Consider the following 25,121-nt stretch of genomic DNA (forward strand, 5'->3'; position numbering starts at 1 on the left):
TTATTAGCCACAGGCTTTATTTGTGGAACGCTTAGTGTTCAACGCTGTTGGTATAGGGATAACTAAACAAAACGGGTGATTACGTTTGCACAAAAACATGAAAAAATCACCATCCAAATTATACAGTCGAATAGTCAGGATGCGATTGAACTAATAATGAAAAAGAAGAATCTATTTTAGTCATAATTTCTTTTTTTAAGATATTTACGATTTTATTTATTGATTCAGGATTAACATTATTAATATTTGCACTTAGATCACCGTGACCAAAGACATGACGAATGGCTGATAATAGCATTATTGGGTTAAAATCATTATTCGTTATAAAGGCATTTGTGTTTGCTTCATGACGGGTATTACAATTTGAAGAAATGAATGTATAAAATTTAATTGTGTCATTACCAATCGCATTAAGTTTACTTCTAATGTCATGTTTTTCCTTTGTACCAAAGGAAAAACATGTATAAACATCAGTTAATCCGACTGGAAATATATTAAAATAAGTTTCCAAGGCGCTCCAGGTAAGTAATGCCCTCATCAATGCTTCATAACCAAGCCTTGTCTCTCTAGTAGAATTCATAATATCAACACCGTTGAAGTCCTCTGCCACAGAATATCTGGCAGCAAATCTATTTATGTCTCCAAGAAGAATCTTGGCTTTAATATTACTGGCGTAATATGAAAAACCATTATTCGTTTTTATGGTCTTGCAAAATTTACTCCATTCTGATGGGTATGTTCGTGCCATAAATAACATCCTTCTGGGTTAAATGATGTAAAAAACTTCCTTTGATTAATATACCATAGTAAAAGTAACGTCCGCTCCTCGCTCATAGCGAACCTTCAGCAGCCCATAGCTATCTGCTTCGTGGCAGGTATAGTCATTCGAACCCTGAGAGTTACACTTTTAAGTGATGCAGGGTATGCGCTTACTGGTTACGAATATTGTGCCAGAATCATGTGATTTGATGATTGCCGCTTTGCTTTCGAGCCAGTAAGTGCTCCACGTTCGCTAACGAATACTCAGGGCATGCAGATAAACTGCTGACTATATTTCTTTCGAAGAACGTGGAATGCATACCAATCCCCGATAAAAAGGAGTTGGTGATGACCGCGATAGATCAGTTTGCTGCTCATGTTGGTCTGGACTGGGCGGATAAAAAGCACGATGTCTGCGTTCAGTTTAAAAATGGTGAGCGCATATTCCATGTAATTAAACATACGCCCGAAGCGCTTGATATCTGGCTCAACGAGTTGCACCAGAAGGTCAAAGGCAGGATCGCTATCGCCCTTGAGCTAAAGAAAGGCCCGGTAGTGTATGCTCTCCAGAAGTACCCATTTGTCACTGTCTTTCCTGTACACGCGTTGTCACTGGCCCGCTATAGGCAGACCTTTTGGCCAAGTGGTGCGAAGGATGATCCGCAGGATACCGAGTTAGCGTTAGAGCTGATGCTACTCTATCCCGAAAAGATCAAAGCCATTGAACCCGACAATGCTGATATTCGATTACTTCAACAGCTAGTTGAACAGCGTCGACTGCTGGTCGAAGACAAACGCCGTTTTGTGAATCGTCTCATCAACACGCTTAAGCAGTATTATCCTCAGCCCCTGGAGTGGTTCTCGCATCGGGGCAGTTCACTGTTCTGCGAGCTAATAATCCGCTGGCCCAGTCTGCAACAATTCAAGCGGGCCCGGAGCGATACCGTCCGTCATTTTATGAACGCTAAAGGTGGTCCTGCTGTTGCATATACAGAGCAGCGGGTTGCAAGCATTGCCATCGCTATTCCCCTGACCACCGATAAAAGTGTCATTGAGGCTAACGCGCTAATGGCAACAGCACTTGCATCGCAAATCAAACATCATGATGTATTAATCAAACGGAGGAGGTCAAATCGGTGATTGATCGTCAGCAGCGGCAAAAATGCGGCAGAGCGGGGCAGATGGCGTTGCCCCTTAAGAGAGCACAATAGCTTAAGCCAGATACCATTTTCTCAGCGAGATAAATTCACCGTAGACACCTGCGGCATCCTTGCTGAGTAATGCGGCGATATCCTCTTCATCACTAACAGCACCAAGCGACTCCAGCGTTGCCAACCGCAAACGAGTTAATCTGACACAGTTTAAATTCAACATTTCTATTGATTTCCGGGCTTTATCCACATACTGGTTCGGGCAATCTGCGGAGACATCCATCACTCCTTCTTCATCGAATTCAAACCATGTTCCATCGTCAGGAGGCTCCTGCGTCGGATCGAGGATCAGTGCTGACCAGTTATGATGGGCTTTGAGCACATCACAGCTCAGATTAGCTTCATCTGTCAGGGACTCAATATAGCTTGCTGAGCGCGCGTGTTGCCCACCAAAGCAGCACCCCAACAGATTTGTCCACAATAGCGAGTAATTAATGGTGGGTACAGGCTGCCCGGCCGCTATCATCCTTTTAATGGTTTTGCTGTTCTCAGGGATAAAGTGTTCAACTTTAAACCCTAGCGGTTTGTTGTCACCTTCATCTCTGAGCGCTTTTTCACAATAGGCACAGAGACCAGCCTGATCGGCAATTATCTCATTTTTCAAACTGTCCCGGTCGGCAGAAGCTAAGGTGGTATAGAATTCACCCTTCCAACCACTATTCGCATTTTCTGGCACCGCCAGATAAGCGTCCAGAATGTCATTGCTCAGCCGCTCTTTCCTGAAGCCTCTCATTACTGCTCCTTGCTAATTTTTTTGGCGTTACGCTTAATTCTGAGTTCAAGATCAATTTTCAGTTTGGTGACGTCCGGGTCGTGAGCATCGCCCCATTCAAGAATTTTCTTCAGCAGCGCCTGTGCTTCTGGCGTGTCGTACTGATTGTTTTTCATCATCTTGCGGAAACGTGCAAGATTTTGTACTGGCTCGACATCGGGCCGTGCTGCAACATCCTGGATATCATTTTGCACCTGAGAAGACTCGGCACCATATGAAAAGGCCGGAATCTCAATATAAAACCGATTATTCTTAACTTTAATTTTCCTGATCGCCTGCTCTTCAACGGTATTCAGAATATTAGGGCTATGGGTGGTGGCAATAATTTTCACATTCGGGAAGGTTTTTTTCAGTTTACTGAGCAGGGACTGCTGCCATGAAGGATGCAAGTGTAACTCAATCTCATCGATAAAGACGATTCCCTGACCGCTGAATGGGTCTTCAGTGCCACAGGTATAGATTAGCTTCAGGGCGATATCGAATAACAGTGAAAGCGTGCTCTTCTCACCATGAGAGAGATAGGACGCACTGATTTCACAATCTCTTTTTACACATACAAGATCCAATGCTTCTAGCTTTTCATCGTATTTTAACTGGATAGAGGAAATATCATCGATAAAATCGCATCCCAGTGCGAAAATCATATCCACAATCTTTTCCATCCGGTCAAGATTGGTTGATTTATCCTTCGACTGGCTGCCAAAGATGATTTCAACTTCCTTCTCTTTCTGGCTAATCAGTGTGTTTTTTATTTCATCGGCAAGATCAGAATGACTGATATGGTAGATGAATTCCTTGATACTTTTAAGTTTTTCGCTCTGCTCATCTTCGTTAGAGACGATTTTTTTTATTTTGATTTCGGCAGCCCATTTAATAAAGCTGGCAAAAATATTAGAAGAAAGCGCCAGTGAAGAGTCCGGATAAAGTCTATCCAGCAACTTGCCGGAACCGCTTTCAATCGCAGACGTAAATCCACCGTCGGGGTAGTTCTTACCGCGCTCTACCGAGTAGTAAGCAAACATCGGCGCTACAATATCACTGTCCTGAAATTCCAGATACATTTCAGCCAACTCTTTAAATTCTGTGTAGTCACTTTTAACCGAAGAAGCACCAAGGGAGCGGGCAATACCGATCTGATAGCCGGAGGGTTTTTTGTTATTCCCCACCGAGATATCCAGATTAACTAGCATCGCGGCATTACTTACCAGGCGGCTGATGTATTTATCACCGAACTTCCACCCCTGGTTAGAACCATAAACCAACCGATAAAACCATGAGAGAGAAAGATAGATCGCTTCCAGAATCCCCGTTTTACCATAGCCATTATTGGCGGCGATCAGGATAATATCGTTATCCAGATTAATAGATAGTTCGTTAAACCCTTTATAGTTTACCAGTTTTACTTTTTTTAAACAAAACTGCGCCTCTTTCAGATTATTAAGACACATCTGACGATAACGTGAAGATTCAGCTGGATCGACTTCAACAAACATCCCCTCTTTATAATACTTAAACATTTTATACTGGTCTTTGATTGAATTATCATGATCAGCACCCATTTTTATTTTTTTAATTGTCCGATTCATTTATTTACTCCTGATATTTTACGATGCCGTTAATAATTTCTGCGCCGTACTTTTTTTGCATTGACAGCTTAAATACCGGCTCAATATAGAAATAATGTGCAAGCAAGCCTTTCAACATCAGAGTTTCATCGGCACTGAGTTCTCCCAGTTTAAATCTGAAGATCAGTGATGAAGCATAACGTTTATTTTTCCGTCCAACTGACAGTTTATCGTCATTCGTCAGTGTCACGCCAGTGACATGACGATTATGCGCCTTCGATGAAAATACAGTTTTGCTTTCATTGATGGAGATATTTTCATAACCGGACTGCACAATTAGCGTGGGAATTTGCTCTTTCAGAGTAAACAGCACATTCTCATGCTGAGTTGAAAAGGTCATATCATCCGCATAACGGGTATAGGTTACACCTGCCTGATGGCATATTTCCGACAGCAACTGGTCAAATTTTTTCATCACATAGTTAGAAATAAACGGTGATGACGGTGCACCGACACTTAATACCAGCTTCCCGGAGAGCTTCTTACCCGGACACCAAAAAAAGATACTAATCAACAGAATTAAAGTGTGCTCATCAATTTCCACTGAATCATGCAACAGTGCATTTTTAAAGGTCTCTGGCGTAATGCTGTTAAAAAAATTGGAAAAATCCATCTTCAACAGATAAGGATTGTTTACATGCTGCTGTGCGTTTTCCCTGATGCCCTTACCCGGTTCATAAGCGGTGGCGCTGGAATGGACAGTGAGTTGAGTGCGCAGAAACTCAACTAGTTTGCGTTGTAGATCTTTCACTTCCGGGGTTGGCTGGGCAATTACTCTGACTCCAGAGCTACGCTTGGGAATTTTATAGACTTTATATTTTAACGGACTTCGTCGCGCAGTAAATGCCAACTTATTTCTGCTAATACCGATGTCCTGATATGGAATCTCTATCTTCATCTATCATTTATAATTCAGGGTGGCAGAACGCTATTATGCCCCGTCACCCTGAAAGCCCTTTACTAGAAGCCGCGATAAACACTTCATCGCATCATAACACTTTATGATGCGATGAAGTGTTTATCGCAATCATAAAAGTGCTCAATAAGTTAGAGTCTGGCTAACCGCCCGACTAGACGCAAAAACCGTCCATACGCTAAAGAGCTGACAGTGATGATAGCTAACAATGTGTACTGACAGCAAGCATTGCTGCTCGTGTGTTTTGGTGCAAACTTTGCTGCTAGATGAAACAGAGGCACTCATTACATCTCTTGCTGACTGAGACCAGCCTTGCCGACAACGCGCTTAAAATGCAGGATATAGGGTCTGAGGGCCTACGATAATCCACTCAAAATGTACGGTAAGAATGAGATTTGCGTCTGAAAAACTGATTGGTATTCAACACTGTTCGTTTAATACCACTTCTGATGTATTTGCGGGCTGATCCTCAGCAGTTGTTACGGTGGTGAGAGCGTTGACGAATGTATGATTATTTCAATGTTTTTACTGAGTCGTCAGAAGTGAAATGTCCGCTCTTCGCTCATAGCTGACCCTTCTGCCTTTCCTTCGGCAACTTGGTGCCAGAAGCGGATGTTGTTTAGTTCATACAAGCATGAAGTTGAAACGTGAGTTCGTCTAGCTTAAATTAAAAGCCAATTTCAAAGAGCATAAGGATATTTTTAAATTGAAAATTTTAGATTTAGTTCACGATTTTGGCAATAACCGAACTTCAGGAGTTGGTGGAATTTGCAGAGTCAGATGTTACATAAACAAAAAAGATATTATTGTGCTTTTAACCGACTTAGATGCATTAAACGATGGACAGTCAGTAACCAATGCAGTAGAAAAAATAATAAGTTCAGTCTATGAACATGGGGTAGTTACACAACCAGCCATTTTCATAGAGCACTACGAAAGAAACTCACATAAGCTTGATACGTTTGATATAGTGAACATAAACCCAAAAACAGAGTGGATCTCAATATCAAGAGAAAAAGTGTTAGACTTACTCGGTTGTGATGAAGATGAGCTTTCTGAACGCAGCATAAATAATGGGAGGATATATGAGAAAGCTGATAAAATAAGGTACGCTCGAGATCCTTTTATAGATTCAAGTTATATACCTTCACCAGAATTCATTTCTCGTAAGTGCGAAATATTAAACTCTATGATTCCCAAGTCTTCAATTGCTCAGCTAATTGAGTCAGGTGCAAAGGAACAAGAAATTCAGCGAGTTATAAAAAGTGATTTGTCTTTAATTGCCGAGGCTTACGTCGGTGGTAATGAATATATTTGCTTTTCCGAATATCCATTAGCTGACGGATCAGTAGATTTTGTAATTTTCACAGGCAGGTCGCGTATGGATATCATCCTAATTGAAGTGAAAGGGGCTAACTTTAACTTAGTTAATGCGAATAACTACGGTTCATTTAACCATAAAGTTAGAGATGCCGCAGAGCAGATCGAAAAAAGGCTTGGTCTAGTCTATAGGGATTATGAATCGTTTCGGAAAGATGCTCATGAAAAACGAATGAAAGTTTTATCAGGTGATTTAATCCATAATGCATTCGTCGGACCCAAATCTTGTAAACAAGTAGATCCAAATAAAGATGTATACGTTCGTTCTATTGTCATTGGGGGGCGAACAGTAAATGATTTAGAAGAAAGTAAAAAACGCCATGACTATGAAATTCATTCAACTCCGCCTATCCGTATTGAATCTTGGGATACTTGGCTTAGGAGATTAACACGATAGTCTGTGCCGAAAGATAGAGCCTGTGCATAATGAACTCGATGTGCCTTTATGTGCAGCTCGTTGATAAGCTCACAATTGCTTTGGTTGCAAGCCAAACGTCCGCTCCTCGCTCATAGCTGACAGTCAGGCTTAATCGTATCTTGCTACAGAACACAACACGAACGCATTAAACGTATCGAAATTTTTACGAATGGTTACGAATTAGCTGTTAACTATATGAATTTAAAGGCTAGGGAAGTAACGTAATGAAAAGTGTTTTCTGAAGAGGAGTTAATATAATCTCATGATTTAAAAGAGAAAAACACTTATAAATCTGAAATAGGAATCGTATTCGGTCTTTTTTTAATATGTTGATTTATATGATTTTATTTTTAAGATCCCGAAATCTCCACGAAATCCTATATCCGGCCTAAATTTCTACCCACTCATTTTTACGTGAATCAAGGTATACATTCGTCATTTTCATCGACTTGTGGCCGAGTAATTTCTGAGCAAATTCTTTACTGTATTCTGCCTCATAGAGCCGTGAGGCCAGGCTGCGAATTTCATGAAAGCTGGGAGGGGATATTTCATAAACTAGATCGGTAGCCTTCAATGCTTTAACAAATGCTTTAGTGAGTGAGTCGGCATTTAATGCGCCCGGTTCGCGACCAGACTTTTTACTGGCAGAACTAATAAGATATTCACTCTTACAATTATTCAGACACTGTTCAATAACCTCACCAACAGTGGTATTCATTATTTCCAGTCGTAGTGAGAGTGAGATAGCAATTTGATTGCCGGTCTTACCCTGTATTACCCACAGTTTTCCATCATGCACATCACCTCTTTTTAATTGTCGGCTACCAACAGGAGTTTGGTAAGGCACGCCAACAGGCGGCTACTGAACTGTCTGCGGGTGGTGTTGATCCGAGTAGCGGTAAATTCCAGGGGACACTGCAAACGTTGCAAAGTGACCAGGTAGCCGGGCAAATCGACACGACCAACCGGGCGCAAACCTCACAACAGGATAAATATGTCGCCGGGTTACAGGATGTGGTGGCAATGGGGGCCGGTCAGAAAGCTGATGCGCTGTCAGGTTATAGCAACATTGCCAGTCAGAGCTTAAACAAGGCCACGAGTGACGCGCAAAGATCACTGAGTGACCGTCAGGCTGTTGGGCAATTGGTGGGGGCTGCGGGTGGATTGGCTGCCCGCAGTTATGGGTTGAAAGACGCAACGGCATCCGGTAGTCGGTCAACCGGTGTATTTGGCGGCAACTAATGACAGGAGATAGCGATGGGACAAGCATCTGATACCTATGCCAACCTAATCCGTGACCAGTATAACGACTGGCTTACGCGCTTCTATCCGAAGCAAAAAGAGCTAATGGGGCTGGCTACCAGCGGTGAGTTGATGAACCAGCAATTAACCCGCGTCAGTGACAGCTCTGCCAACAGTTTGCGTTCTGCTCAGTTGGGTACACAAAATCAGTTAGCACGTTACGGTACAACTCAGACGGCAAACCCGAACGATAACAGTTTGGGGTTACGTTCAGCACTGGCCACTGCGGGTGCAAAAAATGGGATCCGTGAAGCAGAGCAGGACCGACAGATGAATATTTTAACTGGTGGTAGTGCCAGCCTGCGTGAGCAAATGAGTATTGGCGGAGGAAGTAACTAATGGGATACGGACTGATTGATGCTGCCCGAGAGACCCGGCAGCAGGCCATGCAAGGGCTTAGTGATGCTTCTAACCGTGAGATGCAGCGTGAGTCTGCAAATGAACAACTCAAATCCCAGCAAAAACAGAGCCAAATGAGCATGATTGGCGTCGGGGCCGGTACTGGCATGGCGGTGGGTGCCACCTATGGTGCTGCGGGCGGGCCGATTGGTATGGGTATTGGTGCCGCAGTGGGTTTGCTGGCCAGTAGTTTCTTCTAAAGGATAATTATCATGGGCGTACAAGGTTTAGCGGACGGCTTTCTGGCGGGTTTCAACACGGCAGATCAGGCGATCAGTCGCAACCGCGAACTCGGACTGCGAGATGCTGCTCAGCAGCAACAGATTAAAGACTCTGACCGTAGCTATGGTCTGGCGAAAGAACAGATTGATTGGCGTAAAGAGACTGACAACCGTGACCACCAATACAAGTCGCAACGCGATAGCGTAGGTGATGAACAGTGGAATAAGAACTATGGTTTGGCGCAGGCCAACCAACGTACAGCAAATGCCAGCTTAGGCATGCGGGCGCAGGAACTCAACATGAGGAAGAGTGAATTTAACTTCCAACGTTCTCAGGCTGAACGCCAGCAGCGTATGCAAGAAGAAATGCCAGTTGTCCAAGCGCTCTACAAACAGATTGAAACCACTGGGCAGGTTGACCCTCAATTGTATGGGCAAATTTCAAAGGATAATCCGCTACATCCGTCCCGCTTCTTTGGTCAGGGAGCAATTGATAACGTCATAGAAATTAACCAGATTATGCCGAAGGTGCTTTCGGGGGAAATGAACTACAACGATCCGAAAGTATTAAAGACAATGAATACTGTGCTGGCCCCTTATATTGAGCGCAATATTGATGAAGTCGATCCGGAGTCAGGGAAGAAAATTAAGAGCAAAGAGCTGGCCCATATTGGTATCAGTGAAGATGGCAAGTTTGTTATTCCCGGACTGAAAGTCACTTATAGCGATGGTTCAACTGCCAACAAACCTATGACTCAATTCGGTTCCGCTGATGTGAATGATAACCAGGTAGCGAAAATCCCTATTGATGAGTTTATGAATAAGGTAAGGGGTTACAGCCAGATGGTAGGGCAACTTAACCAGCCAGACCGAGCCAAGTTTATTGGCAATATGGTTAACCCACCAGATAAAGCCGCCATGCGTCAGGAAAGTGAGGGCTATCGCAAAGAGCTGCTGGATATCAGCAAGGATGAAGGTAAGCAGCTGGCCGCGCTAAATAAAGATGGCGCGATGATGGATGAGAAGCAACTGGCCACCGCAAAACAGGAAATTAAGAGCAACTCTGAGCAACGCCGTCAGCAAGCTTCTGAACTCTATGGTGTTGGTGGGAGCCGTGGTTCTCAGAATCAATCCGGCATTGACCCAGCTGAATTGGAAGCATTTGCGGGGGAGTACCAAAAAGAATTTGGTGAAGCCCCTGATCTGAATAACCCACAGGATCAGCAGGTCTTTATGGCATGGAAACAGAAAAAAGGGGAGGGGAAGCAGCAGAGGGCTATAAGCAGTACCACTCAGGAAACCTCCACTTCTGGTGATAGCTTTACTGCCCAGCAGTTACGAGAGGTTTATAGTCGAGCGGCAAAGTAATAAATATGTTTCTTATTATTCTTAGAGACTCCTGATATTATGTAATCAGCTACTTATTATAAGGAATAGTGCATAGTGAAACGGATTCTAAGTGTCTGCACCCTGACTTTTGTATTATGTGCGTGTGATAGGAATGATGAACCTTTATCTTTTACGCCGAACGTTGCAAGTATCTCAAATATATTTGGGCTAGATCCATTACACGGACCAGTGAAATCACTCAGTCAAAAAATGCTGGATGCTAATGGGAATGTTGTTTCTGAAGTTCATGCAAATATTGATGATAAGGGTTGTTTTACTTCAATAAAGGCACGTACTGCTGTGTTGGAAATAGATACGGATTACGTGAAAGATGGCAATTTTTATATTGATAGTAATACCAAAGAAAAAAATTAATTTTGAATGAAAAATGCAATGTTACGCAAACTATGAATGGAGATATTAAAACACTACTGAATAATAAAGGGTTTGTAACAGATGTTAAAATATCAGAAAGTGGAAAAATAAGAAAACATTACGAGTATGACGAAAGTGGATATCCTATTTTAGATGTAAGTTATGAAAAAATATTGTGTATAAAATAGTGACTGAATTTAATGCTAAAGCAATAAATCCATTTAACTATGAAACGAAGAGTTACATGAATGACAAACTTGAAGTTTCAACAACAAGAAATTGTACGAGAGATTTACATGGTAACCCGTTATCTTGTAAAATAAAAGGCATATACCCTGATGGAAGAATAATAGAAACATCCGAGGCAATATATAATACTATTGATTAAAGTAATTTTAATTGAGGCTATAAGATATTGGAGTCTGTATTGTCAATTGTAGTACGAGACAACTGCAATCTATAATATTGCTTAGCCAAACAGAACGCGCTAAATTACCCAAAGATGCCGAAGTGAGCTTTAAATAGCCCTTCGGTTTTTTTATGCACGAAATCTAGCCTCGACAGGTTCGCTTGCCGGGGCTTTTTTATTCCCATTTTCCTCGGCACAACGCATGTGCCTCAAACCATCGAACCTGATTAGAAATGAGCCTTTGAGGAGCCAGTACGGTTGGTACGCCTCGATGGGCTGGTTTCCTATGCGCCAAAGGTTCATTTCTAATAAAGGAGTACCGATGAACAAACAAATGGTCGTCATCCCACAATTTGATTTTCGAGACATGGTGGATATGTCAGAGAACAAAGTGATAACCACCTCACTTAAGGTTGCTCAATGCTTTAGCAAGCGTCACAAAGATGTTCTAAGGGCAATTCGAAACCTGAAATGTTCCGATGATTTTACCCAGCGCAATTTCGCGCCCACTGATTTCATTGATAAAAATAGCGATATGAAGCCGATGTTTAATATAACTCGTGATGGCTGTATGATGCTGATTATGGGATTTACCGGTAAACCTGCAACGGCGATTAAAGAGGCGTATATCAATGCTTTCAACTGGATGGCAGAGCAACTAAAGCATCGTCGTGCAATTGGTGAACAAGCACAGCATCTATTTGCCATAAAAGAAAATGTTTCGAAGGTTAAGGGGACTATCGGTAGTCGATTGATGAATGCGCGAAAGAAGGAAAAACACAGACTTAATCTTGAATATGAACGTATTAAAGTCCTCTCGCAGCCGGATCTTATTAATACTATCGAACAGCCTCACAACGAGGCTTTTTTTACGTCTGAAATTTGGAGCGCCAAATGACTTACGACCCAAAGCAGCAACGTCCAGAACAACAAACTACCAACAACAATCGAGAAGCGCTTAATATCCGACAGCCAGGTGAGAATGCTAACACTGGTTTTGATTGGGGTGCCGTATCGTGCCTTTACCATGATTGACCTTGAGCGTAGTAATTCCACCTTTATGAAGGCAGCACGCACGGCTAAAAAGGTGCTGACCGTCAGCACCACATCGATGCCTGATTTTATCATTCGTAACTTTATGCGCGATTCTATCCATTCATGGGCCATTAACAAAGATGGTTTTAAGCCGGTTACCGCTTCATGGGCCGGATTTAAAAAAGCATTACGCACTGATGATAGCCTGGTGGATATGATGTTTGCCGGTGCCACTTTTGGTGGCGGTTATTCGAATGTTTATGATCCGGCTTCGACCGCTAAAACCATTCGTAGCGTGCTGCGGCGTAAAGGCTACAACGATAGCCAAATACAAGAGTTTGAATCTTCCATTGTCCGCAACAGCAAAGAGGTGATGGGCAAGGTCGAGCAGGGATTACATAAATACAAAAATCTCAGTGAAGCAGCAGAAAACGCTAACCGACTGGCCACTTATGAAGCGGCAATTAAATCAGGGAAAAGTAAAGCGCAGGCGGCATTTGAATCGCGTGACTTGATGGACTTCAGCATGATGGGGGCCAGCAATATCATGATAAACCTGAGTGATATGCTGCCGTTCTTCAATGCCCGCATGCAAGGGTTGAGTAAATTAGGCCGAGGTATCAAAGAGAATCCGCGTGAGGTGCTGAAGCGCGGCGGCATGATTACGGCTGCCTCACTGGCACTGATGGCCCTGAATTGGGACGATAAACGCTATGAAGAGCTACAAGACTGGGATAAAGACACCTATTGGCATGTCTGGATTGGTGACCAGCATATCCGTTTCCCAAAACCGTTCGAAATCGGCTTGATGTTTGGCACCTTGCCGGAGCGATTTGTCCGTGCGCTAGGCGGTAAAGATAGCGCGGCTAAATTTGGCAAGCTGGTGGCGCATAACTTTATGGAAACCATGGCATTCAACCCGATCCCACAAGTCGCCATGCCGATTGCTGAGGCTTATGTTAACTATGATTTCTTCAAAGGTGGGCCGATTGAGAACATGGCCGACAGCAATTTGATGGCCGGAGCCCGTTATAACGACCAGACCAGCCTGCTGATGCGCGAAGTGGGTGAGGCTACCAATATGTCACCGAAGATGCTGGATCATATTGTGATGGGCTACACTGGCAGCTTAGGCAGCTATGTGATGGGCGCTACCAATCAGCTGATGCGTAACCTGAAAGACTACGGCGAAACTCCGGCCATGCGCCTAGATGAAATGCCGGTGATTAAATCCTTCTTCCGTGGCTCCGATCCGGCCAAATCTACCCAGTTCACCGAAGATTTTTACCGCATGATGACTGAAGCCAATCAGATAAACAGCACTATTAACAGCTTCCGTAAGCAGGGGCGTGGCGATGATGTCAATGAATTGATAGAGGAAAATAGAGGGAAATTATCGCAGCGTCAGGGGCTAACAGCGACTCAGAAACAAGTGAAAGCACTGAATGCCCAGATTGAAATGATGAGGCGGGACCGGATACTCACGGCGGATCAGAAAAGAGAAAAAATTGACCGACTGATGGCAACCAGAAATAAACTGGTACAGCAGGCGGTGGAAAGGGTGAATCCGTACTTTAATAAGTAAAATTTAAAGGGAGTTTGGAAAAACTCCCTAATTTATAAATCTTTGAGCAAGACAATGTTGCCGCACTTATAGATGGCTTGAATTGTCAACGCAAAAGTGGTCCCATCTTGAGGGCACAACTCTATGAATTAACCAATTTTCCAGAATGGACGGGTGCAAATATTTTTTACATTCCAATACTTAACTGGGTTCTTCGCATGATTTTTGATTACATCATCGGGGTTTACTGATGCGTCCGGGATGAAGTCTGCAGGGACCTGAATGGCTTGGCTTCCCGAGGCGATATAATAATACTTCCCTGCTTCCGGAATGAGTGACGAATGGGAGTTTCGAATATATCCTCCCCCTTGATTTTTGATCTGCGAAACAGAGTATAGGACATTGGGTTTTATCTTACTAACAACTACATTACCCTTAGCTTGAAAGATATTTGAGTCAAGTTCATAGCGATCAGACATATCGTAGCAATTGCTTTGGTTGTTGAACGTGTAAGAACCTAGATAGATGGTGCCTACATTTCCCTCCTTGTTAAGTACATACAACGTCGCAGCATCGCTTCCAGTGTAGTCTTTGTAATCAAGAGGTAATATTTTAGCGCACCCTGTAAGCCCCAGAGAGATTGCAGCTACGATGACGGTTTTATTTAATTTCATATCGTCCTTTATTGTGTGTAAGTTCGTTGCCCATGTTAAATACAATAATTAGCAGATAGGTGCGTTATCGGCTGTATTTAATTTTTCTTCAATCATATCAATGTCCTTTCTTCGCCGATTGTCAGATTGAGTGGCTACTAATCCATGTTGCAGCATCAATAATTATTTGAGAGCATCTTTAACGATGACGAACAGAACCAGTAGCAGAATAAATCCGATAATCCCTAAAATGATGCTGGCATTCTAACCTCAGAACAGAAACGGGAAAGAATCGACAGAATGATGGCAACCAGAAATAAACTGGTACGGCAGGCGGTGGAGCGTGTGAATCCGTATTTTAATAAGTGAATTAAAAGGGAGTTTGGAAGAACTCCCTGATTTTTAACTTTTGGGTAACGTGATTTTGTCATGGTTATAGATGGTTTGAATTGCCAATTAGATAGCAGTTTCACGCGGGTGTAATTAGTTCAGACAGTCTGCTTTGTGCCAATTGCGGACGTTCATAGTAATGGGTCATCTGTCTTCAGTTTAATGAGTTATGCATTACGGAATGTTTTCCGCCACTCCCTGGGGCTGACACCGAATGAGCCCCTGCCGCGCAATGTTTTCCCACACGGGACGCATTTGCGTTTCACGGGCAATCAACCTTTCCAGTAGTGGCCAGTGCGGCTGGCGTAGCTCGGAATTATGTAGATCGTCGCGATACGCCGTCAATGTATCCAGTACGTCAGTGACGGTTTGGGTGTGATGGTAGTTCATATTTTTTCCTCTGAATTGGGCAATGGCGGGCATTATCACTCGGAGTACATAAAAAGCAGGTAACGCAGAGAAAGAAATAAATCCCTGTCGGCGTTACCTGATCTGGCCCTGTTGTTTTTCTCGAAGAGTAACGATGATGAAATAAAGTCTAAGATGCCGATCCCGAAGTGCCTGAGTTATAACCGCGTATTGATAGCTGCTAAATGTTAAAGCAACAGATGAGTTTTTACCGTACCGGCTTAGGAGAAGATAAAATGATTATTGATGAAATAGGATTCTTCGAGTGGGAAGGAGAAGAGAGCGAAAAGCCTGCGCCTGGCCATCTGACAATTGAGGATAACGGGAAAATTCAGCTTGAAATGCTGGCAAAGCTCCCAGGAGACGCTGTGTTTCCTGATATTTTTAGCTGGACCCCCGTAGAGAATAAAACCATTCGGGGTGTGCTCAAGCAAACGGGCAGAACCGTGCTGCTTACCGAGCTGAAAGCTCGAGCTGGCTATCTCGGGCAGGAAATATTCTATAATCTTATCGCTGTACGTTGTTTTGTTGCGGATGACCCCATAGCACTTGACAAGTTAGTGGGGCTCAGTCTTCCCTTACATGACCTTGAAGAGTGGTACCTGGCGGGTAACATAAATATGTCAGAGCAGTCTGAGGATATATGGTCTCTCACCGTTGGAAAAAAACAGGACATATCGTGGTCCCTGACCCAGGGCGCTCTGAGCCTCAAAAATCACATCACCGGGTCTTATCCTCACAACAGAAGTCAGAATGTTAATGTGACTCTCGGCGCCAGCTTCGAGTATGTGCATCATGAGGTGACAACCTTAGAGGTGCTTCTAAACTGGTTAAAGGGTTTTCAGGAGTTTATTTCCCTGATGATCAACGCGACCTATGCCTTTAAGTGGCCAGAGTTTTTATGGGCTGAAGGCAGCGAGACCCTGCATGCCAAGTGCTATTTTTCCTGGTCGTCCTTGTCGGAGGATGACGTAACAACCGGTAAATACGCGCTCTCCTTTGAGCAGATCAACGCTCGGTTTGGGATCCTTCTGGATACGTGGTTGTTAAAAAGGGCCGTGCTGGGGCCAGGTATTCATCTTTATCTTGGTACCGTGAGAAACCGGCACCTTTATCTCGAGCATCAGTTTGTCAACATGGTCTGGGGACTTGAGGCGCTAAGCCGCAGAAGCGAGTTATCATCGGCGAAAGAAGTGCCAGATAAACAGACCGCGAAAGGCCTGCGAATCCTGGCAGAAATCGAAGATAAAGTTACATTCAATTCTAAAGATAAGCGCTGGTTATGCAGCCGGCTTACCCGCGCCACAGAGCTCCCGCTTGAGGAACGCCTGTATGATGTCCTTTTACCGGTGGCCTTCGATATTGACCCTGACCGACTCCGGAAATTTTGCATAAAATGTGCTGGTCTGCGCAATGACCTGTCCCATTATGGCGGCGAACGCAGCCCGGGAGACTATGACGCTTTTATTCAAGACATTCATCCCAGGATGAAGGCCTTGAGACAGCTGTATAGACTGATTATTTTTAACATCATCGGCGTCGAGCATTCCCTGTTAAGGTGGAGCATGTATGACAGCCGGCAATCCTTGGAGTTTCTGCATTGGCTAACCGTAACCGGTCTCATAAGCCAAGAAGTGTTTAAAACGCTCACGGGGCCAAAATCATCTCCATCCGCCGAGGAGTGATCGGCGATCCTGTACAGACTCACTTTTGTTCTTGGGTCGTGCGATCGCGCGGCCCCGTCTTCTTCTCCTTTTCTGGTGTCTCACCCGTTCAATGTTGCGCTTTTAGGCATACCGGTATTCCCCACAACCATCGGAGTTTAAAAAACCAGCCTTTTCAGAACATGCTTTTGCAATACCCAGTCAGGTACTGAGTTCGACGCCGTGATTGAATCTGACTTGACGCCCCTAGTGAATTTTACTGGGCGACCGATCGCAACATACCTAAGCATCATCACCAAATGACCAAGATATCTAACATTTGAACGGCAGCTGCGTGCCAGGAGCGGACATTTCTACCAAAGCCAGCCAACTTCAGGACACTGTTGCCCAATCAACTAAAAACGCCTGATAGTCCTAAAAAATGAGGATCGATTTGATGAAGAAGACGCAAAATGCAAGGTTGCCATATTACTTTCATAGAGTATGATTGACTAATCACTCAATTAAGGATGTCGTATGGCTCGTCCATTAGATCAGGAAAAACGGACTGCTATTCTTAATGCTGCCCTCCGGATTATTGCGATTCAGGGGTTGGGAGCTTCAACTTCCCTGATGGCGAAAGAAGCCGGCGTTTCGACCGGTTCTCTTTTCACATATTTCCCTGACAAGCTGACGCTGTTGAATCAGCTTTATCTGCACATCAAAAGGGAAGTGGCCGGTGCACTGCTGGAAGGATTTCCTGTTCAGGGGAGCTTCAGGGAAAAGGCTTTTCACGTCTGGCAATCTTACATCCGCTGGGCGTGTGCCAATCCTGAGAAGCGTTCCACCCTTCAACAACTGAATGTATCTCACAGTCTTTCGGAAATCACGCGTCAGCAGTCATCAGCCATGTTTGACGCCGTAAATCAAATGCTGACTGAGATTGGAAGATCGGGTGCCAGTCAGAATGTGGCGTTTATTACGGCTGTTATGACATCACTGGCTGAGACAACAGTAGAGTTTTCTGTGAGCGAGCCCGATAAAACAGATGCATATATTTCTGATGGTTTTGAGATGTTCTGGCGGGGTCTGGGCTTATAGCCCACACTTTATTAATCATTAAATGACTGACGGGTCAGTTTAAATCACGGCATCGCATAATTTTGTGGCCGGAAACACAACCAACTATTCCCGCGAGGAAAATGCATGAAACATATTACGCAACACTATATTGGCGGTAAATTTGTTGATTCAGTCGGGCAGGAGAAGTTTGAGCTTGTGAATCCTGCAACGAATATGCTTATCGGAACCGTGCTGCTGGGTAACGAAGAAGACACCCGACATGCGATTGCGGCTGCGAAGGCGGCATTCAAAACTTACTCCCTGACTACGCCCGCCGATCGTGCAGTATACCTTCAACGCTTCCATGATGCCGTAGCGGCGCGGACGAATGAACACGTACAGGCTCTGGTTGAGGAATACGGCGGCCCACAGCAAATGGCGCAGTTCCTTGTTAAAGCATCCTGTGACGCTATTCTGAGCGTTAAAGAAAGCCTGAAAGACGTACCCTTTAAAAAAATGGTGGGTCAGGCTGAAGTATCACTGCATCCTGTCGGCGTGGCGGGACACATCACACCGTGGAATGCCAATATCATGTACTTCTGCAATAAAACCGCCGCCGCGCTTGCCGCAGGCTGCACCGTGGTGACCAAACCCAGCGAGATGAGCGCCCTGCAGACCCAGATACTGATGGAATGCGTAGACGCCGCTGGCCTGCCGGCTGGCCTTATCAATATCGTTAATGGTCGCGGCGACGTGGTGGGCGTTGAGCTGACCACCAACCCGGACGTGGCTAAAATTTCCTTTACCGGTTCAACTGCCGTGGGTAAAAGTATTGCCGCCCGCGGCGCCGATACCCTGAAAAGAGTCACTCTTGAACTGGGGGGCAAGTCAGCGCATATCGTTCTGGAGGATGCAGACCTGAACAAGGCGCTGCCATTTATCCTTCAGTCAGGTTTCATGAACAGTGGCCAGGCGTGCATTGCAGGCACCCGAATTTTGGTACCGGAAAGCCGCTACGATGAAATTACAACCGCGCTGAAACAGGCCGTTGAGCAACTGAAAGTCGGGCTACCTCAGGAATCAGACACGGCCGTTGGCCCAATGGTCTCCCGGACGCAATACAAGCGTGTACAGGGGTATATTAATGCAGGAATTGAGGAAGGTGCTGAAATACTGACTGGCGGACCGGGATATCCTGCAGGACTGACAGAAGGTAACTTCGTGAAGCCTACGGTATTTGTCAACGTGACCAACGACATGACTATCGCGCGCGAAGAAATTTTTGGGCCGGTGCTGTGCGTTATTTCCTACAGAAATGAGCAGGAAGCTATTGATATCGCCAACGATTCACCTTATGGTCTGGCCGGTTACGTCAGTGGCGAAGATGTCGCGCGCGCGAAAAAGGTTGCCGAACAGATGCAGACCGGTGCGGTTTCGATCAATGCATTTGGTCATACGCCATTCGCTCCGTTTGGCGGCATGAAGCAGTCAGGCATCGGAAGGGAGAACGGCGCTTACGGCATCCAGAGTTATCTGGAATACAAGACGATAGCCTGAAACAGTACCCGGGGACTGTTTCTGTAAAGAACGTAGCGCCTCGTTGCCCCGCAGGCCATTCAAGGGCCTGTGGGGGCAATCATCCAAAGAAAGACAGTCGGGATTTGATTATGAGAGTTTTAATCTATGGCGCTTCCGGTATGGTCGGCCAGGGCGTATTGCGCGAGTGCATGAAAGCAAAAGATGTTGAAACTGTAACCGTTATTGTTCGTTCTCCGCTGCCTGACCAGCATCCAGGGCTTGAGCAGGTGGTTACTGATGACCTCATTTCACCACTGGCTGACGTGAGTGCAGCCGGAAACTGGGATGCCTGTTTTTTTTGCTTGGGTGTCAGCGCTTCCGGTCTGTCAGAGGAAGACTACAGTCGCCTTACCTTTAAACTGACGCTTGATATTGCCTCGCATCTGGTGCGGTTAAACCCGGCAATGACCTTCATCTATGTCTCGGGTGCAGGGACGGACAGCTCTGAAGCAGGGAGAAGCATGTGGGCAAGAGTTAAGGGGAAAATTGAAAATACCCTGCTCGGGCTGGGCTTTGCCTCGGCACTGATGTTTCGCCCTGCAATAATACAGCCCCTTGACGGTATCCGCTCCAAAACTGCAGCCTACAGGATTTTTTATACCGTCTTGTCGCCATTCTTATCAATACTGAAGCGCCTCTTCCCCGACAGCGTTCTTACCACTGAAGAGATGGGTAAAGCCATGCTGAATGCTGTTCGCTATGGTTGCAGTAAGCATGTCCTCGAGAAAGAGGATATCAGCCTGCTTGCCAGAAAATAACATTAACCCTGCTGCAAAATAACTCTCAGCATAAAAGCCGCTCATACCTGTATGAAGCTGGGTCAATGTAAAGAAATACTAACTCAATTATGGATGTCCGCTCTTCGCTCTTAGCCGACTGTCAGATCAAGTAGCAATTAACCTACATTACAATATTAATAATTATTTGAGGGCATCTTTAACGATGACGAACAGAACCAATAACAGAATAAATCCGATGATCCCTAAGATGATGCTGACGTTACTATCCATGTGCATATTGCTTTTACCTGCCAGCAGGTAAGCTGAGATAACAAAAGGAATGCAGAGAGCGGGGTGGATGGTGATCATTACTGCGGCCAGTATTAGGCAGACTATAAATAGTGTTGATGTCATGTTTCCCTCATTTTAGCGCCCGAACTTTTCCCGAGAATTTTCTAAATAGCTGATAAGTATATGATCATGTTGATCTTTTAAAGACGGTATTAAACGTAGGCTAAAGGTCATAACTCTGATTATCTTATTGTTTTATATAGATAAAATTAAGAATTCTCACCTTTAGGAATCGTATTCGGTCTTTTTTTAACCTATTGATTTTAAAGGGGAATTTTGAGGTTTATCGAAATTTTATCGAAATCTGATATTCGGTCTTTTATAGCATCACGTATTCTTTCCCTCTCGTATCAAGGTACTTATTCGTCATTTTCTCCGATTTATGCCCCAGCAGTTTCATCGCAAATTCCTTACCTTTTTCCTTTTTATTGTCAATTATGGTCTAAAAGTGAGGAACACCGTAGTGAGATAATCGCCACCCGTGGTGCTTATCAATCATGGTCGATCTTGGTTAACTGGCCGTTGATTGAAGCGGTTAATAATGGTTATCTAGCTCCCATTTGACCACAATAATCACTGTAAAAACATAAAGATTGCTGTAGAATCTTGAGCAACTAAATCTATTAAAATAATATGATCAAACGGAATTAGTCATGACAAAACCGAGAATTGAGTATTTGGATTCGTTGAGAGGTATTGCTGCATTAATGGTAGTAATCTCACATTTTTTGGAACGTACACCATTACGCGATACTTGGTTTTTATCTCATTTCAATTTGGGGCAGTTCGGCGTTGTTATATTTTTTATTCTTAGTGGAATGGTAATCCCTTATAGTTTAGGAGATAGTAAACAGGCGATTAAGAAATTCATAACATCCAGATTCTTTCGCCTTTACCCCGCATATTGGTTGTCAGTTTTATTCGCAGTGCTATCAGCTATATTGTTCACTGATACTCTTCCGGAGATAAAAACAATTGCATTTAATTTAACTATGATTCAGTCGCTATTTAATGTGCCAGACTTATTTGGTGTATATTGGACATTGATTATAGAGCTAATATTTTATGCTTTATGTGTTTTATTATTTGTAAGTAAGTTACTACATAATATTTTCTGTAGCTTGATAATTTCAGTTGCGATGTTACTGGTTGCTTCAATCGCAGCCTATACGCGTTGGCAACTTGAGATGAAAATCCCAGTAGCCGTTCCGTTAGCTATGTCATTAATGTTTTTTGGCGTATTGTGGCGCGAAGCTACAATAAATGACAATAAACGAGCGTTGAATTATAGTGTTGTTTGGATATGTTCTTTCATCGTGATGCTACCGGTTATCTGTTTTCTTGCATACTCAAAGAATTTTGGTTTTAGTGAGAACCCGATTGCTTACTGGGCAACTTACACCAGTGCTTTGCTATTTTTCTTGTTATTCACATCAATAATAAAAATTATTTCCCGTTATCTTGTTTTCATGGGAACAATTAGTTATTCGCTTTATCTATTACACCAGTTTTTCCTTGAACTCATAAGCAGTAATACCAGTATTGGTAGCGGTTTTAACTTGGTTTATTTTTGTTTTTATATAACCATAGTGATTGTTGCATCAACGATTTCTTATTTTACAATTGAAAAACCGAGTGTTAAGTTTTGCCGGAATATATTAAATGGTCAGAAAATAAGATATGCACTTACTTCTACTCCTCACAACAAAAGCCGAGTTTAATTACCCGGCTCATTATTAAAGCTATGCGTAAGGGTGTTGATTTGAGTGAAGTTTAATCAGATATTGCATGTGTACAGAAGAATCAGTCATTCTTTATAATGAAGTGTGTAGTTTATTTTTATGGGAGGCTCAATGTTTAAATCAATCATCTGTATTTACTCATACTTAATCAGACACCTTTATTATCTGGGCATATTCAGGTTTGGCAGTCGGCTTAGTGCCAAATATAGTCATTCGAACCCTGAGAGTTACACTCTTAAGTGATTCAGGGTATGCGCTTACTGGTTACGAATATTGTGCCAGAATCATGTAACTTGATGATTGCCGCTTTGCTTTCGAGCCAGTAAGTGCTCCACGTTCGCTAACGAATACTCAGGGCATACATAAGAACTGCTGACTATATTTCTTTCGAAGAGCGTGGAATGCATACCAATCCCCGATAAACAGGAGTTGGTTATGGCTACTACAGATCAGTTTGCTGCCCATATTGGTTTGAATTGGGCTGATAAAAAACACGATGTCTGCGTTCAGTTTAAAAACGGTGAACGTATATTCTATGTGGTTGAACATACTCCGGAAGCGCTTGATATCTGGCTCAGCGAGTTTCACCAGAAGGTGAAAGGCAGGATCGCGATCGCCCTTGAGCTGAAGAAAGGCCCGGTAGTGTATGCTCTCCAAAAGTACCCATTTGTCACTGTTTTTCCAGTACACGCGTTGTCACTGGCCCGCTATCGGCAGACCTTTTGGCCAAGTGGTGCGAAGGATGATCCGCAGGATGCTGAGTTAGCGTTAGAGCTGATGCTACGCTATCCCGAAAAGATCAAATCCATTGAACCCGACAATGCAGATATTCGATTACTTCAACAGCTAGTTGAACAGCGTCGACTGCTGGCCGAAGACAAACGCCGTTTTGTGAATCGTCTCATCAACACGCTTAAGCAGTATTATTCTCAGCCCCTAGAATGGTTCTCACATCGGGACAGCTCACTATTTTGTGAGCTGATAATCCGCTGGCCCAGCCTGCAACAGCTGAAACGGGCAAGGGGCGAGACTGTGCGCCGTTTTATGAATGCCAAAGGTGGTCGGGCAGTGGCGAAGCGGACATTCCTGACCAAGTAGTGTGCTAATCTTCCGGTAGCAGATCCTGGGAGGTTCGAATGCTTTATAGCTGCATGAATAATACAAAATGGAATGAAATCCGCCTAGCAATGATTGGCATGGAATCTCCTCCTTTATGGAAAATCACGTCTCTCAATGGCTATGAATTCGTAGTTGATGGCGAGTGGTTTTACCATTTTAGAGAGGGCGGCTATTTGGATATCCAGTATCTTGATGTTTTGACTAATTCAGTTGTGCAGCATGCCACGGTTGGTACTATTCTTCGGGCTATTCATCTCCCTGGAATGGAGACTTCAACCGGTTATAGAATTTTGGGGTACGCAGATTCAGTCAGCAACGTGGATTATCTTTAGCTGGACAAAACCGTTAAGCGGCTAACAGGATTACTTTAGTCGTTGCGTCGAATTGGCTTCCGCTCCTCGCTGACTATAGCGTGGATTAAGTGTTGCACTGAAAAATCAAAGTCAATACAGTCAGGCATCTTCCCACAGCGGCACCAATTCAACAGGCAACTGTTCCTTATCAAATCCCTCAAACCAGTAAACTGTGCCTTTTTGCCCAACAATCGGCACTTCTCCCCAACCCGGATGAAACAATGCGCGCTCCCAGTCCGGCTTGAGACGACCACGTCGTTTAAGGCGCTCACCATTACATGCAACTGCACGTATTGAAGGAAAGTTAATAAAGAAACTTAACGACATTCCTTCTTTTTGTGCACGTCGCAATTGCCGTGAGATCCAGGCTTGGTTACGTTGGCGAAGCTTTTTTTTCATTGGCTGCACATCTGCTAAGACAATTGATAAACCTAGTAATGATAGTATGTCTGGTGAGTCTCCTGATGTACTCAGTTACTCTTGCATTTATATCGCTAAATGGCCAAGTTACTATAATTGCCCATAATACCAGCGTTCGCTTGAAAACCACTCATCCGGGTCGTCACCACTATAGTAGTCAAGTGTAATACCTAATTCCTGAACCCCATCTGGAAGAATAAGCCCCCACTCCCGGGCAAGGCTTCGTTCCCTGAGGAGTACCGATGAACCATTGTCAGAACTCCCCTCTGTAATGAAGCTTTGAAAGTATTCCTCTGAACGAAATAAACAGACCTCACTTGTAAACATATCCGGGAGGCAAATTACGGCAGTAATTCGAGGGATATCATCGCAATCTGCTGTGGCGAGCATCAAGTTGGAACAGGCATTGATCATGGCTTGCGCACACTTTGCCTTAACTTTCTGCTTGCTGTATTTTCCTTGAACAAGATTAATTTCTACAGGTATCTTGTAATTCCAGTAATGTTGCTCTTCCGGAAAAACGGCACGAACTGGGTTATGAAAAGTTTCAGACCAACGGTTAAGTGATTTTATACGACGGGGAATGTTTCGTATTTTGGTGCGGTTATCCCTACATAATCGCCTGCTCATATTTTTTAACTTCCTGCTTGTTCAGTTGGCTATAGCGTTGGTCGAAAATAACTTCACTGTAATCTAGCGGCATATTTTGCACAAGAATGTCCACTGTTCGCTCATAACTGACAGTCAGGCTTAATCGTACCTTGCTACAGAATACAACCCGAACGGATTAAACGTATCGAAATTTTTACGAATGGTTCCGAATTAGCTGTTAACTATATGAATTTAAAGGCTAGGGAAGTAAGGCAATGAAACGTGTTTTTGAGGTGGTTTTTATTTAATTATTTGAT

Annotated in this window: 24 protein-coding genes and 3 pseudogenes; 16 read left to right on the plus strand and 11 right to left on the minus strand. The window is 43.9% G+C overall.

Annotation, left to right across the window (positions count from 1 at the left end):
- Nucleotides 1–118: 118 nt before the first annotated feature.
- Nucleotides 119–748, minus strand: a complete 630-nt coding sequence (locus tag DJ58_RS14110; RefSeq protein ID WP_032911976.1) for a hypothetical protein — start codon at nucleotides 746–748, stop codon at nucleotides 119–121.
- 359 nt (nucleotides 749–1,107) lie between these two features.
- On the opposite strand from DJ58_RS14110, the pseudogene DJ58_RS14105 reads away from it, so the two are divergent.
- A pseudogene (locus DJ58_RS14105) lies at nucleotides 1,108–1,878 on the plus strand (IS110 family transposase); the annotation flags it as partial.
- Nucleotides 1,879–1,971: 93 nt separating this feature from the next.
- On the opposite strand, the gene DJ58_RS14100 reads toward DJ58_RS14105, so the two are convergent.
- Genes DJ58_RS14100 through DJ58_RS14090 form a run of 3 tightly spaced genes read right to left on the minus strand, consistent with a single transcriptional unit; the run spans nucleotide 1,972 to nucleotide 5,265 of the window.
- Nucleotides 1,972–2,703 carry a retron system putative HNH endonuclease gene (locus DJ58_RS14100; RefSeq protein WP_032911975.1) on the minus strand — a complete coding sequence of 244 codons (732 nt, stop codon included), beginning with the start codon at nucleotides 2,701–2,703 and terminating at the stop codon, nucleotides 1,972–1,974.
- Nucleotides 2,703–4,328 carry an AAA family ATPase gene (locus tag DJ58_RS14095; protein ID WP_004712333.1) on the minus strand — a complete coding sequence of 542 codons (1,626 nt, stop codon included), beginning with the start codon at nucleotides 4,326–4,328 and terminating at the stop codon, nucleotides 2,703–2,705. The genes DJ58_RS14100 and DJ58_RS14095 overlap by 1 nt, the downstream gene beginning before the upstream one ends.
- A gap of 4 nt (nucleotides 4,329–4,332) precedes the next feature.
- A complete protein-coding gene (locus DJ58_RS14090; RefSeq protein WP_004712332.1) occupies nucleotides 4,333–5,265 on the minus strand; it encodes a retron St85 family RNA-directed DNA polymerase in 933 nt (310 codons plus the stop codon).
- Nucleotides 5,266–5,989: 724 nt separating this feature from the next.
- On the opposite strand from DJ58_RS14090, the gene DJ58_RS14085 reads away from it, so the two are divergent.
- Nucleotides 5,990–7,060, plus strand: a complete 1,071-nt coding sequence (locus tag DJ58_RS14085) for a Shedu immune nuclease family protein (RefSeq protein ID WP_004712331.1) — start codon at nucleotides 5,990–5,992, stop codon at nucleotides 7,058–7,060.
- Between the two features lie 409 nt (nucleotides 7,061–7,469).
- On the opposite strand, the gene DJ58_RS14080 is transcribed toward DJ58_RS14085, so the two are convergent.
- A complete protein-coding gene (locus DJ58_RS14080) occupies nucleotides 7,470–7,880 on the minus strand; it encodes a tyrosine-type recombinase/integrase (RefSeq protein WP_244875207.1) in 411 nt (136 codons plus the stop codon).
- A gap of 125 nt (nucleotides 7,881–8,005) precedes the next feature.
- Between DJ58_RS14080 and DJ58_RS0121690 the strand changes: the two genes are divergently transcribed.
- From DJ58_RS0121690 to DJ58_RS23635, 7 genes are all read left to right on the plus strand, one after another.
- Nucleotides 8,006–8,323 carry a hypothetical protein gene (locus tag DJ58_RS0121690; RefSeq protein ID WP_004712660.1) on the plus strand — a complete coding sequence of 106 codons (318 nt, stop codon included), beginning with the start codon at nucleotides 8,006–8,008 and terminating at the stop codon, nucleotides 8,321–8,323.
- Between the two features lie 15 nt (nucleotides 8,324–8,338).
- Nucleotides 8,339–8,722: a hypothetical protein gene (locus DJ58_RS14075; protein ID WP_004712659.1), complete on the plus strand. Its 384-nt coding sequence runs from the start codon at nucleotides 8,339–8,341 to the stop codon at nucleotides 8,720–8,722.
- Nucleotides 8,722–8,982 carry a hypothetical protein gene (locus tag DJ58_RS14070; RefSeq protein ID WP_032912224.1) on the plus strand — a complete coding sequence of 87 codons (261 nt, stop codon included), beginning with the start codon at nucleotides 8,722–8,724 and terminating at the stop codon, nucleotides 8,980–8,982. Before DJ58_RS14075 ends, DJ58_RS14070 begins: the two co-directional genes overlap by 1 nt.
- Before the next feature lie 12 nt (nucleotides 8,983–8,994).
- On the plus strand, nucleotides 8,995–10,371 hold the full coding sequence (locus DJ58_RS14065; RefSeq protein ID WP_004712658.1) for a hypothetical protein: 1,377 nt from the start codon (nucleotides 8,995–8,997) through the stop codon (nucleotides 10,369–10,371).
- Between the two features lie 75 nt (nucleotides 10,372–10,446).
- Nucleotides 10,447–10,767 carry a YnfC family lipoprotein gene (locus DJ58_RS23870; RefSeq protein ID WP_226977655.1) on the plus strand — a complete coding sequence of 107 codons (321 nt, stop codon included), beginning with the start codon at nucleotides 10,447–10,449 and terminating at the stop codon, nucleotides 10,765–10,767.
- 731 nt (nucleotides 10,768–11,498) lie between these two features.
- The gene (locus tag DJ58_RS14060) at nucleotides 11,499–12,074 is read left to right on the plus strand and encodes a Rha family transcriptional regulator (protein ID WP_004712655.1); all 576 of its coding nucleotides are present in this window, start codon (nucleotides 11,499–11,501) and stop codon (nucleotides 12,072–12,074) included.
- 84 nt (nucleotides 12,075–12,158) lie between these two features.
- Nucleotides 12,159–13,796, plus strand: a complete 1,638-nt coding sequence (locus tag DJ58_RS23635; RefSeq protein ID WP_004712654.1) for an LPD38 domain-containing protein — start codon at nucleotides 12,159–12,161, stop codon at nucleotides 13,794–13,796.
- Between the two features lie 128 nt (nucleotides 13,797–13,924).
- On the opposite strand, the gene DJ58_RS14050 is transcribed toward DJ58_RS23635, so the two are convergent.
- Complete coding sequence (locus DJ58_RS14050; RefSeq protein WP_032912223.1) at nucleotides 13,925–14,449, minus strand: hypothetical protein; 525 nt, start codon at nucleotides 14,447–14,449, stop codon at nucleotides 13,925–13,927.
- Between the two features lie 543 nt (nucleotides 14,450–14,992).
- A complete protein-coding gene (locus DJ58_RS14045) occupies nucleotides 14,993–15,208 on the minus strand; it encodes a hypothetical protein (protein WP_032912222.1) in 216 nt (71 codons plus the stop codon).
- A gap of 203 nt (nucleotides 15,209–15,411) precedes the next feature.
- On the opposite strand from DJ58_RS14045, the gene DJ58_RS14040 reads away from it, so the two are divergent.
- The 4 genes from DJ58_RS14040 (at nucleotide 15,412) to DJ58_RS14025 (ending at nucleotide 20,267) form a co-directional block, all read left to right on the plus strand.
- Complete coding sequence (locus tag DJ58_RS14040) at nucleotides 15,412–16,911, plus strand: HEPN domain-containing protein (protein ID WP_004712652.1); 1,500 nt, start codon at nucleotides 15,412–15,414, stop codon at nucleotides 16,909–16,911.
- Between the two features lie 495 nt (nucleotides 16,912–17,406).
- Nucleotides 17,407–17,970, plus strand: a complete 564-nt coding sequence (locus DJ58_RS14035) for a TetR/AcrR family transcriptional regulator (protein ID WP_004712651.1) — start codon at nucleotides 17,407–17,409, stop codon at nucleotides 17,968–17,970.
- 105 nt (nucleotides 17,971–18,075) lie between these two features.
- Nucleotides 18,076–19,488, plus strand: coding sequence for an aldehyde dehydrogenase family protein (locus DJ58_RS14030; protein WP_004712650.1), 1,413 nt, complete (start codon nucleotides 18,076–18,078; stop codon nucleotides 19,486–19,488).
- Between the two features lie 110 nt (nucleotides 19,489–19,598).
- On the plus strand, nucleotides 19,599–20,267 hold the full coding sequence (locus DJ58_RS14025; protein ID WP_004712649.1) for a Rossmann-fold NAD(P)-binding domain-containing protein: 669 nt from the start codon (nucleotides 19,599–19,601) through the stop codon (nucleotides 20,265–20,267).
- A gap of 162 nt (nucleotides 20,268–20,429) precedes the next feature.
- Here DJ58_RS14025 and DJ58_RS14020 read toward each other — a convergent pair whose 3' ends face one another.
- Both DJ58_RS14020 and DJ58_RS24120 read right to left on the minus strand, forming a co-directional pair.
- Nucleotides 20,430–20,642: a hypothetical protein gene (locus DJ58_RS14020; RefSeq protein ID WP_032912220.1), complete on the minus strand. Its 213-nt coding sequence runs from the start codon at nucleotides 20,640–20,642 to the stop codon at nucleotides 20,430–20,432.
- Between the two features lie 256 nt (nucleotides 20,643–20,898).
- Nucleotides 20,899–21,006: pseudogene (locus DJ58_RS24120) on the minus strand (tyrosine-type recombinase/integrase); the annotation flags it as partial.
- A 226-nt stretch (nucleotides 21,007–21,232) separates the two neighbouring features.
- On the opposite strand from DJ58_RS24120, the gene DJ58_RS14015 reads away from it, so the two are divergent.
- The 3 genes and pseudogenes from DJ58_RS14015 (at nucleotide 21,233) to DJ58_RS14005 (ending at nucleotide 23,772) form a co-directional block, all read left to right on the plus strand.
- On the plus strand, nucleotides 21,233–22,300 hold the full coding sequence (locus DJ58_RS14015) for an acyltransferase family protein (protein WP_004712747.1): 1,068 nt from the start codon (nucleotides 21,233–21,235) through the stop codon (nucleotides 22,298–22,300).
- A gap of 456 nt (nucleotides 22,301–22,756) precedes the next feature.
- A pseudogene (locus DJ58_RS14010) lies at nucleotides 22,757–23,395 on the plus strand (IS110 family transposase); the annotation flags it as partial.
- 62 nt (nucleotides 23,396–23,457) lie between these two features.
- Nucleotides 23,458–23,772: a DUF6678 family protein gene (locus DJ58_RS14005; RefSeq protein ID WP_050413935.1), complete on the plus strand. Its 315-nt coding sequence runs from the start codon at nucleotides 23,458–23,460 to the stop codon at nucleotides 23,770–23,772.
- A gap of 120 nt (nucleotides 23,773–23,892) precedes the next feature.
- Here the strand turns inward: DJ58_RS14005 and DJ58_RS14000 are convergent, their stop codons facing one another.
- Both DJ58_RS14000 and DJ58_RS13995 read right to left on the minus strand, forming a co-directional pair.
- The gene (locus tag DJ58_RS14000) at nucleotides 23,893–24,192 is read right to left on the minus strand and encodes a hypothetical protein (RefSeq protein ID WP_032912287.1); all 300 of its coding nucleotides are present in this window, start codon (nucleotides 24,190–24,192) and stop codon (nucleotides 23,893–23,895) included.
- A 111-nt stretch (nucleotides 24,193–24,303) separates the two neighbouring features.
- Nucleotides 24,304–24,843: a DUF3916 domain-containing protein gene (locus DJ58_RS13995; protein ID WP_032913220.1), complete on the minus strand. Its 540-nt coding sequence runs from the start codon at nucleotides 24,841–24,843 to the stop codon at nucleotides 24,304–24,306.
- Nucleotides 24,844–25,121: the final 278 nt, after the last annotated feature.

This window comes from Yersinia frederiksenii ATCC 33641, from assembly GCF_000754805.1.
GTDB classification, from domain to species: Bacteria; Pseudomonadota; Gammaproteobacteria; order Enterobacterales; family Enterobacteriaceae; genus Yersinia; species Yersinia frederiksenii.

Coding starts and splice junctions, on each gene's coding strand:
- DJ58_RS14110 (WP_032911976.1), bottom strand. CDS start 748: ATGGCACGAACATACCCATCAGAATGGAGTAAATTTTGCAAGACCATA.
- DJ58_RS14100 (WP_032911975.1), bottom strand. CDS start 2,703: ATGAGAGGCTTCAGGAAAGAGCGGCTGAGCAATGACATTCTGGACGCT.
- DJ58_RS14095 (WP_004712333.1), bottom strand. CDS start 4,328: ATGAATCGGACAATTAAAAAAATAAAAATGGGTGCTGATCATGATAAT.
- DJ58_RS14090 (WP_004712332.1), bottom strand. CDS start 5,265: ATGAAGATAGAGATTCCATATCAGGACATCGGTATTAGCAGAAATAAG.
- DJ58_RS14075 (WP_004712659.1), top strand. CDS start 8,339: ATGGGACAAGCATCTGATACCTATGCCAACCTAATCCGTGACCAGTAT.
- DJ58_RS14070 (WP_032912224.1), top strand. CDS start 8,722: ATGGGATACGGACTGATTGATGCTGCCCGAGAGACCCGGCAGCAGGCC.
- DJ58_RS14065 (WP_004712658.1), top strand. CDS start 8,995: ATGGGCGTACAAGGTTTAGCGGACGGCTTTCTGGCGGGTTTCAACACG.
- DJ58_RS14060 (WP_004712655.1), top strand. CDS start 11,499: ATGAACAAACAAATGGTCGTCATCCCACAATTTGATTTTCGAGACATG.
- DJ58_RS23635 (WP_004712654.1), top strand. CDS start 12,159: ATGCTAACACTGGTTTTGATTGGGGTGCCGTATCGTGCCTTTACCATG.
- DJ58_RS14050 (WP_032912223.1), bottom strand. CDS start 14,449: ATGAAATTAAATAAAACCGTCATCGTAGCTGCAATCTCTCTGGGGCTT.
- DJ58_RS14045 (WP_032912222.1), bottom strand. CDS start 15,208: ATGAACTACCATCACACCCAAACCGTCACTGACGTACTGGATACATTG.
- DJ58_RS14040 (WP_004712652.1), top strand. CDS start 15,412: ATGTTAAAGCAACAGATGAGTTTTTACCGTACCGGCTTAGGAGAAGAT.
- DJ58_RS14035 (WP_004712651.1), top strand. CDS start 17,407: ATGGCTCGTCCATTAGATCAGGAAAAACGGACTGCTATTCTTAATGCT.
- DJ58_RS14030 (WP_004712650.1), top strand. CDS start 18,076: ATGAAACATATTACGCAACACTATATTGGCGGTAAATTTGTTGATTCA.
- DJ58_RS14025 (WP_004712649.1), top strand. CDS start 19,599: ATGAGAGTTTTAATCTATGGCGCTTCCGGTATGGTCGGCCAGGGCGTA.
- DJ58_RS14020 (WP_032912220.1), bottom strand. CDS start 20,642: ATGACATCAACACTATTTATAGTCTGCCTAATACTGGCCGCAGTAATG.
- DJ58_RS14015 (WP_004712747.1), top strand. CDS start 21,233: ATGACAAAACCGAGAATTGAGTATTTGGATTCGTTGAGAGGTATTGCT.
- DJ58_RS14005 (WP_050413935.1), top strand. CDS start 23,458: ATGCTTTATAGCTGCATGAATAATACAAAATGGAATGAAATCCGCCTA.
- DJ58_RS14000 (WP_032912287.1), bottom strand. CDS start 24,192: ATGAAAAAAAAGCTTCGCCAACGTAACCAAGCCTGGATCTCACGGCAA.
- DJ58_RS13995 (WP_032913220.1), bottom strand. CDS start 24,843: ATGAGCAGGCGATTATGTAGGGATAACCGCACCAAAATACGAAACATT.